The sequence below is a fragment of the Caballeronia sp. LZ019 genome, from assembly GCF_031450825.1.
Taxonomy (GTDB): Bacteria; Pseudomonadota; Gammaproteobacteria; order Burkholderiales; family Burkholderiaceae; genus Caballeronia.
Genome location: NZ_JARTVZ010000003.1, coordinates 198,462 through 212,932, shown reverse-complemented (window position 1 = coordinate 212,932; position 14,471 = coordinate 198,462). Strand labels below are relative to the sequence as shown.

Annotated in this window: 14 protein-coding genes; 8 read left to right on the top strand and 6 right to left on the bottom strand. The window is 63.7% G+C overall.

Features of this window, described 5'->3' with window-relative positions; translation table 11 throughout:
- Window positions 1–5: 5 nt before the first annotated feature.
- The gene (locus P9255_RS09455; RefSeq protein WP_309789407.1) at window positions 6–1,274 is read right to left on the bottom strand and encodes a PQQ-dependent sugar dehydrogenase; all 1,269 of its coding nucleotides are present in this window, start codon (window positions 1,272–1,274) and stop codon (window positions 6–8) included.
- 252 nt (window positions 1,275–1,526) lie between these two features.
- Here P9255_RS09455 and P9255_RS09450 point away from each other — a divergent pair, with 252 nt between their 5' ends.
- Window positions 1,527–2,771 (top strand): polysaccharide pyruvyl transferase family protein, encoded by a 1,245-nt coding sequence (locus P9255_RS09450; RefSeq protein WP_309768187.1) that lies wholly within the window; start codon window positions 1,527–1,529, stop codon window positions 2,769–2,771.
- Window positions 2,772–2,796: 25 nt separating this feature from the next.
- Here P9255_RS09450 and P9255_RS09445 read toward each other — a convergent pair whose 3' ends face one another.
- Window positions 2,797–3,240 (bottom strand): SET domain-containing protein, encoded by a 444-nt coding sequence (locus tag P9255_RS09445; protein WP_309768189.1) that lies wholly within the window; start codon window positions 3,238–3,240, stop codon window positions 2,797–2,799.
- Window positions 3,241–3,352: 112 nt separating this feature from the next.
- On the opposite strand from P9255_RS09445, the gene P9255_RS09440 reads away from it, so the two are divergent.
- The 4 genes from P9255_RS09440 to P9255_RS09425 all read left to right on the top strand — a co-directional run bounded on the left by P9255_RS09440 (window position 3,353) and on the right by P9255_RS09425 (window position 4,894).
- Window positions 3,353–3,556, top strand: a complete 204-nt coding sequence (locus tag P9255_RS09440; protein WP_309768191.1) for a hypothetical protein — start codon at window positions 3,353–3,355, stop codon at window positions 3,554–3,556.
- Between the two features lie 80 nt (window positions 3,557–3,636).
- Window positions 3,637–3,927 carry a hypothetical protein gene (locus P9255_RS09435; protein WP_309768194.1) on the top strand — a complete coding sequence of 97 codons (291 nt, stop codon included), beginning with the start codon at window positions 3,637–3,639 and terminating at the stop codon, window positions 3,925–3,927.
- 85 nt (window positions 3,928–4,012) lie between these two features.
- Window positions 4,013–4,342: a cupin domain-containing protein gene (locus P9255_RS09430; RefSeq protein WP_309768196.1), complete on the top strand. Its 330-nt coding sequence runs from the start codon at window positions 4,013–4,015 to the stop codon at window positions 4,340–4,342.
- A 162-nt stretch (window positions 4,343–4,504) separates the two neighbouring features.
- Window positions 4,505–4,894 carry a hypothetical protein gene (locus P9255_RS09425; RefSeq protein WP_309768198.1) on the top strand — a complete coding sequence of 130 codons (390 nt, stop codon included), beginning with the start codon at window positions 4,505–4,507 and terminating at the stop codon, window positions 4,892–4,894.
- A 41-nt stretch (window positions 4,895–4,935) separates the two neighbouring features.
- Here the strand turns inward: P9255_RS09425 and P9255_RS09420 are convergent, their stop codons facing one another.
- Window positions 4,936–5,250, bottom strand: a complete 315-nt coding sequence (locus tag P9255_RS09420; protein WP_309768200.1) for a hypothetical protein — start codon at window positions 5,248–5,250, stop codon at window positions 4,936–4,938.
- Between the two features lie 382 nt (window positions 5,251–5,632).
- Between P9255_RS09420 and P9255_RS09415 the strand changes: the two genes are divergently transcribed.
- A complete protein-coding gene (locus P9255_RS09415; protein ID WP_309789406.1) occupies window positions 5,633–7,444 on the top strand; it encodes an ATP-dependent DNA helicase RecQ in 1,812 nt (603 codons plus the stop codon).
- 21 nt (window positions 7,445–7,465) lie between these two features.
- Here P9255_RS09415 and P9255_RS09410 read toward each other — a convergent pair whose 3' ends face one another.
- Window positions 7,466–7,669, bottom strand: a complete 204-nt coding sequence (locus P9255_RS09410) for a CsbD family protein (protein WP_309767250.1) — start codon at window positions 7,667–7,669, stop codon at window positions 7,466–7,468.
- Window positions 7,670–8,132: 463 nt separating this feature from the next.
- Between P9255_RS09410 and P9255_RS09405 the strand changes: the two genes are divergently transcribed.
- The gene (locus P9255_RS09405) at window positions 8,133–9,284 is read left to right on the top strand and encodes a porin (protein ID WP_309767251.1); all 1,152 of its coding nucleotides are present in this window, start codon (window positions 8,133–8,135) and stop codon (window positions 9,282–9,284) included.
- Between the two features lie 78 nt (window positions 9,285–9,362).
- On the opposite strand, the gene P9255_RS09400 is transcribed toward P9255_RS09405, so the two are convergent.
- A complete protein-coding gene (locus P9255_RS09400; RefSeq protein WP_309767253.1) occupies window positions 9,363–11,753 on the bottom strand; it encodes an ATP-binding protein in 2,391 nt (796 codons plus the stop codon).
- 179 nt (window positions 11,754–11,932) lie between these two features.
- Window positions 11,933–12,808 carry a manganese catalase family protein gene (locus tag P9255_RS09395; protein WP_309767256.1) on the bottom strand — a complete coding sequence of 292 codons (876 nt, stop codon included), beginning with the start codon at window positions 12,806–12,808 and terminating at the stop codon, window positions 11,933–11,935.
- 379 nt (window positions 12,809–13,187) lie between these two features.
- Between P9255_RS09395 and P9255_RS09390 the strand changes: the two genes are divergently transcribed.
- Window positions 13,188–14,357 (top strand): zinc-dependent alcohol dehydrogenase, encoded by a 1,170-nt coding sequence (locus P9255_RS09390; protein ID WP_309767259.1) that lies wholly within the window; start codon window positions 13,188–13,190, stop codon window positions 14,355–14,357.
- Window positions 14,358–14,471: the final 114 nt, after the last annotated feature.

The following is a 14,471-nucleotide window of genomic DNA, read 5'->3' as shown; positions in this document are numbered from 1 at the left end:
GCCCTTCATTTCGCCCCCGAGGTCGAGATGCGGTAGATCGCGCCCGCATAGTCATCCGAGACGAGAAGCGAGCCGTCCTGCAGCATCTGGACATCGACCGGGCGGCCCATGTACTCGCCGCTTTGCGTGAGCCAGCCTTCCGCGAAGACTTCCGCTTCGCCGGCAGTGCCGTCGTCCTTGACCGGGACGAACATGACGCGCGCACCAATCGGCTTCGTCCGATTCCACGACCCGTGCTCGGCCACGAAGATGCCGCCCTGGTACTTTTGCGGGAAGCTCTTGCCGGTATAGAACGACATGCCGAGGTCCGCTGCGTGCGCGGCAAATTCGACTTGCGGAGGCACCACGCCCGCCGGCGGGTTCTGTTCCTTGTAATCGACCGTACGCACCTTGCCGCCGCCGTACCACGGGAAGCCGAAGTTCTCGCCCGCCTTCGTCGCGCGATTCAGTTCGCCGGGCGGCGTGTCGTCGCCCATGCCGTCGACCTGGTTATCCGTGAACCACAGCGTCTTGTCCTTCGGATTGAAGTCGAGGCCTACCGAATTGCGCACGCCATGCGCATAGACTTCGCGGTTCTTGCCGTCCTGATCGACACGGATGATGCCCGCCAGCCCGCTGCGGTCGAGGTCCGCGAGCTTGTCCTTCGGCGGCACGTTCCACGGCTGCCCGAGCGCGATATACAGCTTCTTGTCCGGCCCGACGCGGCACGCACGCGCACCGTGATTGAAGCTCTCGAACTGCGTCGGAATCAGCTTGCCCTGCGCGAGCACGACGGCCGCCGCCACGTCCGGCCCGCCCTCGCCGAAGAACTGCGCGGCCGGGAAGCCGAGCACGCGGTTCTGCTCGACGACATACAGCACGCCATCGGGCGAAAAGCACACGCCGTTCGGCACCTTGAACGTCACCGACGACGCGAACTGCACCACATCGCTCGCCACGCGTTGCTTGGTCCGGTCGGTCACCTGCCACACGCGATTCTTCCGCGTGCCGACGAACACGACACCCGTCAACGGCTCGACCGCCATGTGCCGCGCCTCGGGCACGACGGCGTACAACTCGATCTTGAAGCCGGGCGGGACCTTGATCTGCTTCAGATTCTCGCGCAGCGCGTCGGCAGTCTGGCCGGTCTGCGGAACGGTATCGGCCGGCTGCGAAGTGCCCGTCGGCCGAAAGTTCGACAGCGCGTTGAGGTTGTCCTGCGCCGCGCGGGCGGCGGGCAGACAGGCCAGCATCGCGCCGACGGCCAACGGCAAAAGCTTGAGCGTTGCGTTCATTCGTTGTCTCCGGTTATTACGACTTAGGGAAGCTTTTCTCGAACAACACGACTTTCGCCGAAGCTGCGGCGGCCCAGCCGACGCGCGCGTGCCATGCCGCTGCCTACGGTGAAAGAATCTTAGGATACGAATCGCACGATGTAAGCGTTGTACTAACGATATTCGCAACGATCGTACGTGCAGGCGGCCGATATTTCCGCTTTTTGGTCAACAAAACGTTTGCGGATTCCCCCGGTCCTTCGAGGAGGCGACTTGCTCGACGCTCTCCCCAAAGCACACACGGAAAGACCGATCATCGTGTTCGGCGCATTCGACCGCCACAACTTCGGCGACATGCTCTTTGCGCACGTGATCGACGGCTTGCTGCGAGAGCATCGTCCGGACGCGCAGCCGATCTTTGCCGGACTCGCGGCGCGCGACATGCGCGGCTATGGCGGTCACGATGTCGTCGCGCTTGCCTCGCTCGCGACGCTTTGGCGCGGCGCGCCCGTCAGCCTCATCCACGCGGGCGGCGAAGTGCTGACTTGCGATGCCTGGGAAGCCGCCGTGATGCTGACGCGGCCCGAACACACGCAAGCGTGCATCGCACGATACGGCGGGCGCACCGACGACCGCCGCACGTGGGCGCGCTCGACGCTCGGCACCGATGCGCTCGCGCCCTATGTCATCGGCGTGGAGACATTCGGGCGGGCGTCGCCGATCGGCTGCAACGCCATCGGCGGCGTCGCGCTCGAGTCGCGCGATGCGCCGTTGCGCGCCGAAGTGCTGACGAAGCTGCGCGACGCCGATTTCCTATGCGTGCGCGACGTCCACACGCAGGCCACGTTGCAAGCCGCCGGCATCGCGGCCCGGCTGATTCCCGATCCGGTATCGATCATCGCGGAGCTGTTCGACGCGCGCATTCGCGCCCACGCGCGCCACGGTGCCCCGGCGCGCGTGCTGCACGCGTTCCCTCACGGCTACATCGCGGTGCAGTTCAGTGCGGATTTCGGCGACGACGCGACGCTCGCGCGCCTCGCACGTCAGTTCGATGCGATCGGCGCGAGCAGCGGTCTCGGCATCGCATTGTTCCGGGCGGGCGCGGCGCCGTGGCACGACGACATCGCGGTGTATCGGCGGCTCGTTGCACGCATGCGTCATCGCTCAGTGACGATCTTCGATTCGCTCGATATCTGGGACATCTGCGCGCTCGTCGCGAACAGCGCGGGGTTCGCGGGCAGCAGCCTGCACGGACGCATCGTCGCGATGGCGTATGCGTTGCCGCGCGTGAACATCCTTCATCCCGACGATGCAGTGCGGACCGGCAAGCAGGCCGCGTATGCAAGGACGTGGGAGGACGAAGGCATGCCGCATGCCGTCGAGATCGAGCAACTCGCATCCGCAATACACGATGCGCTCCGCGCTGACCGCGATGCGCTGATGCGGCGCGCGCGCGAACTGGCGAGCATGTATCGCGCGGGCGTCGCGCCGCTCGTGGCGCAGGCGGTCCAGCGTTGATGCCGCAACGAACTCATGCGAACGCTCAGCGCGAGCCGGAAAGCATCGTCCCGCGGCATCCCTTGGCCGAGCACCGGCACGCATAGAGCCGTTTGAGCGCAGCCGTGCGCCGCCCCTCGACCGTCAGTTGATAGTCGATGAACAACTCCTGCCCCTTGCTGACCGGACGAATGACGCGGATGAACACGCGCTCGCCTTCCTGCTCCGCCTCGCAGTTCGGCGCGCAACTGTGATTGAGCCAGCGCGCCGAGTTGCCGCCGCGCGCGCCGTCGATGACGCGGCCATCGTCGAGTCCGAAGAAAAAGGTGTGGCCGTCTTCGGCATTCGATTGCTCGTACACCCGCTGCGCTTCCTTCCACGAAAGGCGCTTCCCCTTGTATTCGAAAAGCAGCGCGCCTGCGGGCAGATCGGCGAGGGCGAACACGCCCCGGCCATGAACGGGCGAATTGCGGACAATGGTTCGGCGCATGGTGTGGCGGGTCGCAGTAGAGAGAATGAATGTTTGAGCGCGGGCGCGGCCGTCGATATGATGGCGCCGTTATCGATCGCCGCCACTCATCGTCTCTCGTCGCCGTTACCCCATGCCCGCAGTTTTCACCCGCCGCAGCAAGGCGCAGAAGCCACCGAGAGGCACGCTTGCGCGCTATCGTAACCGCATCGTCGAAATATTGGGAGAGGCGCGCGGCGAGCGCGTGATGATCCGCTCCATTCACGACGACGGCGTCGAGCGCCGCAGCGCGGTCAAGTGGGCGAGCCTTCTTCCGCTCGACTCGGAATTGTTCTGAGTCTCCTCATTTTCTGCTCATTCTCGCGAAGCAGAATGCTTCCATCGACGGACCGGAAACCAACTTCGAAGGAGCGCGAGATGAAGGCGATCAAGTACATGACAGCGGCGCTGGCGATCAGCATGGGATGCGTGACGGCGGCGCAGGCGCATCCGTTCATCGGCGTGGGTATCGTGGGCGGGCCGGTGTTTCCGGTCGCATCGAGCGGACAGAGCGCACCCCCGCTGCCGGTCTATCCGCGCGCAACCGATTCCGGCCCTGCGCCGCTGCCGCTCGATGCGCCGCCGCCTGTTTATGTGCAGCCCGCGGTAGGAAACATAGACGCGGTGGTGCGTGAGGCCGAAGGCGCGAGCGCGGCGAACGCAATGTGAACATGCCTCACATCGACGTCAAAAGCATTCGTTTGCCCGCCTGCGGCAAGCTGGAATAGCCTAGGGGCTCTCAGAGGAGCCAGCGATGATTCATCCCATCACCCCCGAAGCCATCGCCGCCACGGCCCGTGGCGGCTACATGAACCGCGTGATCTCCCGCATCAACGATCACGACATCCACATCAGCGTGATGCACGCGCCCTACGCATGGCACATCCATCCGGATTCGGACGAGACGTTCATCGGCGTGGAAGGCACGCTGCTGATCGATTTCGACGACGGCGCCGTCGAACTGCACCCGGGCCAGGTTCTGACCGTGCCGGCCGGCACACGCCATCGCACGCGGCCGCTCGGCGCGCGCTCGGTCAATCTCACGGTTGAACGAAGCGACACCGCCACTGTGCGCTGCGACTGAATCGCGACTTCATCTCGAAGCCGTCTCGAGAGCGGGGCTCGACAACGCGCTATCGTTGCGGTGGTGCTATAACTGACGAAGGCGAATAGCTACGCTTTGGCTGCGACGTTGGATCGTCATTTGCTAGAGTCCTCGCTCTTCGACAGAACATGCGTCTACCCCATGACCACTCAGCTCAGCGACGAATGCAAATCGCGGCTTTTTCGCGTGACACTGGCGACGCCGGTGGAAGGCGTCGCGTTCGTCATGGCCGACAGCCGCGAGGCGGCATCGCGCATCGGCAGGACGGTCATCGCCGTGCTCAACAGCGTGGCGATCTACGACGTGACCCTGAAGGACGTGCAGTCGTTCAGCGAACTTGTACGCATCGGTGAATCCGACGACGAAGACATGCGCGTATTCGAAATCGCCGGCGCCGATGCGCAAGCGCCCGCATGGACCGATACGCCTTATTTCCTCACCAACGATCCGTCGCTGCTCGGCAAGTGGGCCGAGCTTCGCGCCGACATTGCCGCGAACGTGGCGCATGCCGCGATACGGCGCGCAAAGTAAGGTGATCCGGCAGACTCGAGCGGATAAGCGCTCGATGTGACTCAGGCAGCGACGCGCCTGTTCTGGCGTTCCTGCAGATCGGCGGCGGCCGACGCGGAGTTCAGCGCGGCATCGAGAAGGGCGAGCTTGCGCTGAAGCGAAGCGACGCGGTGGCTTTGCGAAGGGACGAGCTCGTATTCGTTATCGAGTTGCGCGACGCGCATGTCCCAATACTTCGTCGGCAGACGTCCCGGTGCGGCGCTGCCTTCAACGAAGCACGCCAGGATCGATTCCAGATGTTTGAGCTCGCGCTCGGCCAGTTGCGCGGGGCGTCGCTGTCGGAATTCGTTGGCGGTGCTTGCATCGATGCTTCTCATGTGATTCATCCGGCTAAATTCGAGAAGCGACCATTAGAGCAAGGCTCATACCATTTGGCTGTCAACAGCACGCAAAAGATGTATCTGAATGAAACGTTCGTGCTGTGAGACACGCTGGGCGGGCCGTCGCGTTTTCAATTTTTTTCATGCGACCGCATCGGCCAGCAGCATTCGCGATGAAACGGCATCCCGCAACGCGCAATCTTTTCATCGCGGATGTTGATTATGCACACGCCTTCGCTGGGACTGAGCCTTGCTTGATACCCTGCATCGGCACCAAGAAGTCTCTTCCGAATGTGAACCGTTTCGATGTCGAGAATCGCCTTTATCGAGCGGTCCACGACGACTCGAACGGCGCGGCGCGCTTCATCCTACTCGACATATGAACGACAACTCACGCACCGTAACCTCGCGCGCGCGCAAGCCGCTCGACCGCGAACTGGAAAACGCGCTACGCAAAGTCTTCGGTTTCCCTCACCTGCGGCCCGGCCAGGACAAGGTCATACACAGCGTGCTCGACGGCGCCGACACGCTCGCCGTCATGCCGACAGGCGCGGGGAAGTCGCTGTGCTATCAATTGCCGGCATTGCAACTCGACGGCATGACGGTCGTCGTATCGCCGCTTATTTCGCTGATGCGCGATCAGGCGGCGAAGCTCGTCGAAGCGGGCGTCGCGACGGCGGTCATCAACAGCACGCTGTCGACCACCGAAGAGCGCGAGGCCATGGAAGCGGTCACGGCCGGCGAGATCCGCATTCTTTTCGTCACCCCTGAGCGGCTCGTGAACGCCGAGTTCACCGCGACGCTGACGGGCAAGGACATGCCTGCGGTGCCGCTCGTGGTGATCGACGAAGCGCATTGCATTTCGCAGTGGGGCCACGATTTCCGCCCCGCCTATGTCGAACTGATTCACGCGATCAGGACGCTCGGCAGACCGCCCGTTCTTGCGCTTACGGCGACGGCCACGCCATCCGTCATCGACGACATCGTGCGGGAATTGCAGATGCGTCGCGCCAATGTGATTCATACGGGCGTGTATCGCGACAACCTGCACTTCGCCGTCGAACAGTTGACGAACCCCGAGGAAAAGCGGGCGCGTGCAATAGAACTGGCTCGCACTCTGGAGGGCAGCGGCATCATCTATTGCGCGACGGTCGCCGAATGCGAGGCGCTGCATGCCGCGCTCGTCGAAGCCGATGTGTCGGCGGAGCGCTATCACGGCAAGCTTTCCGCAAGCGCGCGTTCCGAAGCGCAAGACGCCTTCATGGCCGACGACGTGCGCGTGATGGTGGCGACGAACGCGTTCGGCATGGGCATCGACAAGCCGAATATCCGCTTCGTGCTGCACGCGCAGGTGCCGGGCAGCCTCGATGCGTACTATCAGGAAGCAGGCCGCGCAGGCCGCGACGGCGAGGCTGCGAAGTGCATCCTGCTTTTCGAACTGAAGGACAAGCAGGTGCAGCAGTTCTTTCTCGGCGGACGCTATCCGAACGCCGAGACGATACGCCGCGTGGCCGAAGCCGTGCGCGATCTCGCGCGCGAAGACGCGAGCCAGACGCTCGACAAGCCGCTCGAACGCTTGCGTGAAGCGCTGCCGCACGTGGGCGCAAACAAGCTGCGCGTGGCGGCCACGCTCCTCAACGACATGGGCGTCACGCGCCGCACGCGTCGTGGCGGCATGAAGCTCATCGACGACGGAAAGGCCATCATCCAGTTGGACGATGCCGCGCAAGCCTACGCATCGCGCGCCGAACGCGATCGCGCGGTGCTGGAACGCATGATCGGTTATGCGCAGAGTGCGCGTTGCCGATGGCGCATGCTGCTCGACTATTTCGCTTCGGATGCCGAAGATACGCACGCGGCCGAGGCCGCGAACAAGACGGAAGTCGAGTATCGGGCGCCCGATGACGAACTCGAAGGCGGCACGTGCGGCTCATGCGATAACTGCCTCCATCCGCCCGAAGTGATCGAAAGTCCGCGCGAGTTGCGCGAGCAGGCGATGTCTCAGGAACGCTCCGTCGAGGAGGCGAAACCCAGGCGCAACGTGCAGGTCTTCAATCAGGGCGAGCGCGTTCGCGTGCGCCGCTATGGCGAGGGCACGGTCGAGATGGTGAGCGGGGATCGCGTGGCGGTGCGCTTCCCGGACGACGAGACGCGCACCTTCATCGCGCGCTATGTGAAGCGCGCGGCGTGATGTGTCGAGCGGGCGGCGGGCTTAAGTGTTGGTCGGCTCGCCCGGGTCTTCCACGCCCTTTTCCATGTTGTCCTTCTGGTCGGCGTAGTCTTTGCGGCTCGCGCCGTTCGTGATTTCGACGTCGCCCTTCAGCTTGCGTTCCTCGTCGCCGGTTACGGTGCCGATGGCCGTATCGACCCAGCCCTTGACCTGCTCCTTGATGCCTTCCGTCTTGTCCTTGTCCATGTGCGCTCCTTCGAGAAAGAAGTGATTCGCACGTGAAGGATGCAACCGTTATGCCCGACTCAAAGCGCGAACGGGACGGCCTCCTCTCGCGAGACCGTCCCCTGTCCTCAGGCTGCAACTCGTCGTCAAGACTTCAGACGGCGCATAGATTAGCAAGCGCGTCGGGCACGATCAAGGCCGCGAGGCGTAAGGCACCTCTGCAAATGCGGCGTGAATAGCGTCGCCCATGCGCAACATCGAAACGGCGCTAACGAGATGGCTAACGAACGTAAGCGACTGAGCGTAAAGACATATAAGTGTTCGGACTACTGCTATTCCAGTTTTAGCAAAGGATTCTTTCCGACGAATACCGCTCAAAACGCGCGACGCGATTGAAGCAGTCACATAAAGTGTGTCCGGTTTCCCGGGGCAAGCGCGACATCGCCTCGAGAAGCTTTTGCTCTACACAGGACACATAGCAACCATGAAAAAAACTCTCCTCATCGCGGGCGTGCTCGGCGCCTTCGCTGCATCGGCTCAAGCGCAAAGCAGCGTCACGTTGTACGGCATGCTGGATGCGGGCCTCGTGTACACCAACAATTCCGCGGGCCACAGCAACTGGCAACAAGGCAGCGGCTCCGTCTCCGATACATACTTCGGCCTGCGCGGCAGCGAAGACCTGGGCGGCGGGTTGCACGCGCTCTTCAGACTGGAGAGCGGCTTCAACCTGAATAACGGTGGCTTCGATCAGGACGGCATGTTCAACCGTCAGGCGTACGTCGGCCTGAAGAGCGACCAGTTCGGTACGGTCACGCTGGGCCGTCAATACGACTCGATGGTCGACTTCCTCGCGCCGCTGTCGGACGCAGGCGCAGGCTACGGCAACAACCTGGCCGCGCACCCGCTCGACAACGACAACCTCGACAACTCCATCTCGGTCAAGAACTCGGTCAAGTATCGCAGCGCGAACTATGCCGGCTTCACGTTCGGCGGCCTGTATGGCTTCAGCAACCAGGCCGGCCAGTTCGCGAACAACCGCGCATGGAGCGCGGGCGCATCGTATACCAACGGCCCGTTCAACTTCGCCACGGCTTACCTGCAGACCAACACTTCGCGCAACGGCAATGCGGGCGGCGCGGTGTCGGCAGGACAGGGCAACAAGACGAACCTCACCGCCGACCTGCAGCGCACGTTCGGCGCGGGCCTGAACTACACGTATGGCCCGGCGACCGTCGGCTTCGTGTGGACCAACACGCACTACGACAACCTGATCGCGGCATCGCAAGGCGGCAATTCGCTGCTGATCCCGACCGGCACGAACCTGCACCTGAACAACTTCGAAGTGAACGGCCGCTACGCACTGACGCCGGCGCTGAACCTCGATGCAGCGTACACGTACACCGACGGCAAGCTGAGCGGCTCGAACGGTTCGGGCGATCCGAAGTGGCATACCGTGTCGCTGCAAGCGGACTACTCGTTGTCGCGCCGCACGGATGTCTATGTGGAAGGCGTTTATCAGCACGCATCGGGTCAGCTGGGCGATGCCGGCGCGAACGTCGCGATGATCAACACGCTGTCGCCGTCGACCACGCAGAATCAGGTCGCCGCAACGGTGGGTCTGCGTCACCGCTTCTAAGCACGCTTTTCCCAGAAGCGCGAACGGCCGCGATCGTCACGATCGCGGCCGTTTTCTTTCGTGCAGCAGGAAGACGCCTTACTTCTTGTCCTGCTGCGAGCGCTTCACGAGCTGTTCGATGTCGTGCCCGGCGCCACCCGTGCCCGCCGCGAGCCGCGCGAGCGCGGATGCAGCCGTATCGCGCCGCACGCCGCTTTCCGGGCGGAACTGCTTCGGCAGCGCCATGAAGAACGTCGCCCCTTCGTTGAGCACGCCTTCGGCCCATACCTTGCCGCCGTGCCGCTCGATGATGCGCCGCACGTTCGCGAGCCCGATGCCCGTCCCCTGAAACTGCTCGTTGACGTGCAGGCGCTGGAAAACGCCGAAGAGCTTGTCGACGTATCGCATGTCGAAGCCGACGCCGTTATCGCGCACGAAATAGACTTCGTGGCCGACCAGTTCGCCCGTTCCTTCGTGCGCGCCGATCCGAATGGCCGGCTGCTCGCGCGGCGCGCTGAACTTCACCGCATTCGCGATCACGTTCGCAAACGCGACGTGCAGGAACACCTGATCGCCTTCGATGGAAGGCAGGGCCTCGACCGACCAGCGCACGCGCGACGAGCTCTCTTCGTCGATATCGTTCTGGATGACCGTATGCACGAGCGCGTGCACATCGACCTTGTGCGGACGCAGCGCGGCGCGGCCGAGCTGCGCGAACGACAGGAGATCGTCGACGAGACGGCCGCCGAAACGCGCGGACGTCACCACGCGATCCAGATAGCCGCGTCCGCGATCGGAGAGCTTGTCGCCATCGATCTGACGCAGCAGGTCCGCGAAACTCACGATATGCCGCAACGGCGCGCGCAAGTCATGCGACACCGTGTATGAGAAGCCTTCGAGTTCGTGGTTCGCGCGGCCGAGCTCCGTCGCGAGTTGCGCGATTTCCTCGGCGCGCCGCAATACGATGCCGAGCATCGCCGCCCGGAACTCGAGCGCGATCTCGCGCTCGGCGGCGCGCCACGGCAATGAGCGATTGCGCACCACGTCGGTCCATGTGTCGAAGCTCACGCGTGGCGAAAGCGAAGTGGCCAGCGCCGTGAGCTTCGCGCGCGGATCGCCGGCCCATTCGATCGTCTGCACGACCTCGCGCCGAAACCACACCACGTAGTTGCGATACACCTTCGAAATGGATACCGCGAGAAAACCCGCGATATCCGCAGAATCCTTCAGCACCGAACAGTCTTCCGACGCGCGATCCGACATCACGACGTCTTCGCTCTGATGATCGAGCCAGTCCACGAGCGCGGTCACGCTTTGCTCGTTCGGCGTCAGGCCGATCAGGGACGTGCGCCCCTCGAAGATCACCGCCGCGCCGGATGAGCGCGTGAAGCCGAGCAGGTCGGGTGCATCGTTGACGAGCGCATCGACGAAACTGTCCGTATTGGCCATCGACGAAAGCAGCTTCGACAGCATGCGCCGCAGTTCCAGACGGTACTGCGATTCGGCCTGCGTCTCGCGTGCTTCGATCTGCAGCGAGACGATCTGCGCGACGTGCTCGCATGCGGTGCGGACTTCGAACGGCGGCAGGCGCGGCGTCGCGTGATGACAGGAGATGAGACCCCACAGCTTGTCGTCGACGAGAATGGACATCGACATGGAAGCCAGCGTGCCCATGTTGCGCATGTACTGCAGATGCACCGGCGACACGCTGCGCAACGACGCATAGGTGAGATCGGTCGGGCGCCCGGTATGCGGATGCAGCGGCGGCACGAGCGGCGCGGCTTCGTAATTGGCGTTGGAGATCAGGCGGATCGGGTTGCGCCGATACAGCTCGCGCGCCTGAGCCGGAATGTCGGACGCGGGGAAGTACTGGTTCAGATAAGACGGATAGCCCGGCTCGATAGCCTCGGCGAGCACGTGACCGTGGCCTTCCTCATCGAATCGATAGACGAGCGTGCGCCCGAAACCGGTGATGCGCTGTATCTCCGTCGCGGCGAACTGGCAGATCTGCTCGACCGTTCGCATCGATTGCACTTCGGTGACGAATGAGCGCACGAGCGGATACATCGTCGAGAACGGGTCGGCGGTGTCCTGCGCAGGCTCGACCTCCACGAACAACAGCCCTTCGTGCCGATGCACGACGACCGCGAGGGGACCGCTGTGCGCCCATCCGTCGATACGCACGTTGCCGACGTGAATCGCGGCGCCGTCGCGCGTCAGTTGGCCGAGCCGCGTTCTTGCGCGTTCGCTTGCCTGTTCGCCGAGCAGGTTCGATAACGGCTGTCCGAGACATGCCTGCGGCGTGACGCGCGCAACCAGTTCGATGTTGCCGCTGATCTGAAGAATGACGCCCTGCGCGTCCACGCTGATGAGTACGCCGTGCGGCTGGATGCCGCCCGGAATATGGATAGGCTCGCGGGCGCATTCGGCGGACGCGGACACGTCGAGTGCGCCGGAAGCGGCGATGGGTGCGCTGGTGGTTTTGTCCATCATCGTCGGGAAGAGGCGGCGCGACCGGGACTCGATGCGCGCGAAACGTCGCAGTGTGCACGATTTCTCCGCGAAGCGCGCGCGAAATCTCTTGCGAGCGGCAGAATGCGCCCGACGATGATGCGCGTCTATGATTCGTCAGGGGCCCGCCTTGCGACGGGCCGTTCTTCCGGCCGTGGTCATACGATCTTGCCTTGCCCCGACCCGAGGTCCGCGCCGGTCGCCGGATCGGCGGCGGGGTTGGACTCGGTGCGCGTCGCGAAGCTGGTGAGCGCCTGCTCCTCGGCCGTGCTGACCGTGACGCTCGCCGTGCCGTCGCCGCCATCGACGGCCGGTTGCGGCTCTTCGACATACTGCCAGTCGCCGCCTTCGTTCCACGGGCCGCGCATATCGTTGCCCTGTGACATGTTGAAGTACACGCTCGTGAATTCCGGCTTGCCCGGCAGCTTGCCTTGCGGGAAGTTCGGCTGAATGGAGTGCAGCGCCTTTTCGAACGACTTCTGATGCGCGATTTCCCGCGTCATCAGAAAGCCGAGCGCATCCCGGATGCCGGGATCGTCCGTCACGTTGATGAGCCGCTCGTACACGATTTTCGCGCGCGCCTCTGCGGCGATGTTCGAGCGCAGGTCGGCGGTGGGTTCACCGATGGTATCGATATAGGCCGCCGTCCACGGCACGCCCGCCGAATTCGTCAGCGGCGAGCCCGCGCCATACAGCACCGACGTCGTATGCGAATCGTTGCCGTTGTTCGTGATCGTGCGATACAGCTCCGCTTCTCCTTCGACAGCTTCGGCGAGCGCGCCCTTCGCGCCCTTGTTGAGCATCGCCACGATATTGCCGATGACTTCGAGGTGACTCATCTCTTCCGTCGCGATATCGAACAGCATGTCCTTGCGGCCCGGATCGTCTTCGGTCACTGCTTGCGTGAAGTAGCGCATGGCGGCGGCAAGCTCGCCTTGCGGGCCGCCGAACTGCTCGAGCATGAGATTCGCGAGACCGGGATTCGGCGCGGAAACGCGCACCGTGTATTGCAGGCGTTTGTTGTGAACAAACATGGCAGCCTCCTTGACTAGGACTGTGAGTGCGAGGGATCGAACGAGGCGATGCGGGAGCGCCGCCGTGTCGCGTGCATCGTTCCGGCGAGCGCAATCACTCGGCAGCAGTACGTATTCCCACGGCGTTTCAATTTGCCAATCGGATCGATAGCCGTCACATGCGACGCGGATCGCGGCGCACGACGGCGCATTGCTGCGGCGCACGCGGCGTTCCTCTGCATTTCATCGGGCGTTCCCGCTGTCTTTCATCTTTGCAAGGCGTGTGTCGTTGCCGCGCGGAACGAGCGTTGCTTGAAAGCGGGGTACGGTCGCAGCCTGAAACTGTCGGCGGACCGGACCCACGCGCGACACGACCACTCACTCCCGCAGGAGGCAAGCAATGAAAGCGCTGATTTGGCAAGGCAAGAAGGACATTCGATACGAGACCGTTCCGGACCCGGTGATCGAACATCCGCGCGACGCGATCATCAAGGTGACGACGTGCGCGATCTGCGGCTCCGATCTGCACCTCTTCGACGGCTTCATGCCCGGCATGGAATCCGGCGACATCATGGGCCACGAGTTCATGGGCGAAGTGGTCGAAGTCGGCAGCGAGAACAGCGCATTGAAGAAGGGCGACCGCATCGTCGTGCCCTTCACCATTACATGCGGCGAATGCGAGCAGTGTCGTCGCGGCAACTTCTCTGTATGCGAGCGCAGCAATCGCAACAAGGATGTCGCCGACAAACTGTTCGGTCATACCACGGCGGGCTTGTTCGGTTACACGCATCTGACGGGCGGCTATCCCGGCGGGCAGGCCGAATATGTGCGCGTTCCGTTCGCGGACAAGACGCACGTCAAGATCCCCGATGGCCTCACCGACGAACAGGTGCTGTTTCTCGGCGACATCTTTCCGACCGGCTGGCAAGCGGCGGTGCAATGCGACATCGAACCGACCGACACGGTGGCGATCTGGGGCGCGGGCCCGGTCGGCCAGATGGCGATCCGCAGCGCCGTGCTGCTCGGCGCGAAGCAGGTGATCGCGATCGACTGGGTGCCCGAGCGCCTCGAGATGGCGCGGGCGGGCGGCGCGATCGTCATCAACTTCAAGGAAGAGAGCGTGCTGGAACGCCTGCGCGATCTCACGCAGGGCAAGGGCCCGGAGAAGTGCATCGATGCGGTCGGCATGGAATCGCACGCGACGCGCTCCATCGACGCGATATACGACCGCGCGAAGCAGGCGGTGATGCTGGAAACGGACCGTCCGCACGTGCTGCGCGAGATGATCTATGTATGCAGGCCGGCGGGCACGCTGTCGGTGCCTGGCGTGTATGGCGGTCTGATCGACAAGATCCCGTTCGGCGCGTCGATGAACAAGGGGCTCACGTGGCGCATGGGGCAGACGCATGTGAAGCGCTGGACCGATGACCTGCTGCGCCGCATTCAGGAAGGACAGATCGACCCGTCGTTCGTGATCACGCATACGCTGCCGCTTTCCGAAGGCGCGGGCATGTACGAGACGTTCCGCGACAAGAAGGACGGGTGCATCAAGGTTGTTCTGAAGCCCTGAACCAGCCGGGCCGCGCGTCGTCCGGCGCGCGGGTCAACGACCTTCGCAGTCCCCATGCGCCGCGTGCCCGGGCATCGACCGGGTATGGCGGTTGCACGCCTTCCTATCCCACCG

Excerpts from the sequence above, each read along its gene's own strand:
- P9255_RS09455 (WP_309789407.1), bottom strand. The coding sequence starts at position 1,274 with ATGAACGCAACGCTCAAGCTTTTGCCGTTGGCCGTCGGCGCGATGCTG.
- P9255_RS09445 (WP_309768189.1), bottom strand. The coding sequence starts at position 3,240 with ATGCGCCGAACCATTGTCCGCAATTCGCCCGTTCATGGCCGGGGCGTG.
- P9255_RS09440 (WP_309768191.1), top strand. The coding sequence starts at position 3,353 with ATGCCCGCAGTTTTCACCCGCCGCAGCAAGGCGCAGAAGCCACCGAGA.
- P9255_RS09435 (WP_309768194.1), top strand. The coding sequence starts at position 3,637 with ATGAAGGCGATCAAGTACATGACAGCGGCGCTGGCGATCAGCATGGGA.
- P9255_RS09430 (WP_309768196.1), top strand. The coding sequence starts at position 4,013 with ATGATTCATCCCATCACCCCCGAAGCCATCGCCGCCACGGCCCGTGGC.
- P9255_RS09425 (WP_309768198.1), top strand. The coding sequence starts at position 4,505 with ATGACCACTCAGCTCAGCGACGAATGCAAATCGCGGCTTTTTCGCGTG.
- P9255_RS09420 (WP_309768200.1), bottom strand. The coding sequence starts at position 5,250 with ATGAGAAGCATCGATGCAAGCACCGCCAACGAATTCCGACAGCGACGC.
- P9255_RS09415 (WP_309789406.1), top strand. The coding sequence starts at position 5,633 with ATGAACGACAACTCACGCACCGTAACCTCGCGCGCGCGCAAGCCGCTC.
- P9255_RS09410 (WP_309767250.1), bottom strand. The coding sequence starts at position 7,669 with ATGGACAAGGACAAGACGGAAGGCATCAAGGAGCAGGTCAAGGGCTGG.
- P9255_RS09405 (WP_309767251.1), top strand. The coding sequence starts at position 8,133 with ATGAAAAAAACTCTCCTCATCGCGGGCGTGCTCGGCGCCTTCGCTGCA.
- P9255_RS09400 (WP_309767253.1), bottom strand. The coding sequence starts at position 11,753 with ATGGACAAAACCACCAGCGCACCCATCGCCGCTTCCGGCGCACTCGAC.
- P9255_RS09395 (WP_309767256.1), bottom strand. The coding sequence starts at position 12,808 with ATGTTTGTTCACAACAAACGCCTGCAATACACGGTGCGCGTTTCCGCG.
- P9255_RS09390 (WP_309767259.1), top strand. The coding sequence starts at position 13,188 with ATGAAAGCGCTGATTTGGCAAGGCAAGAAGGACATTCGATACGAGACC.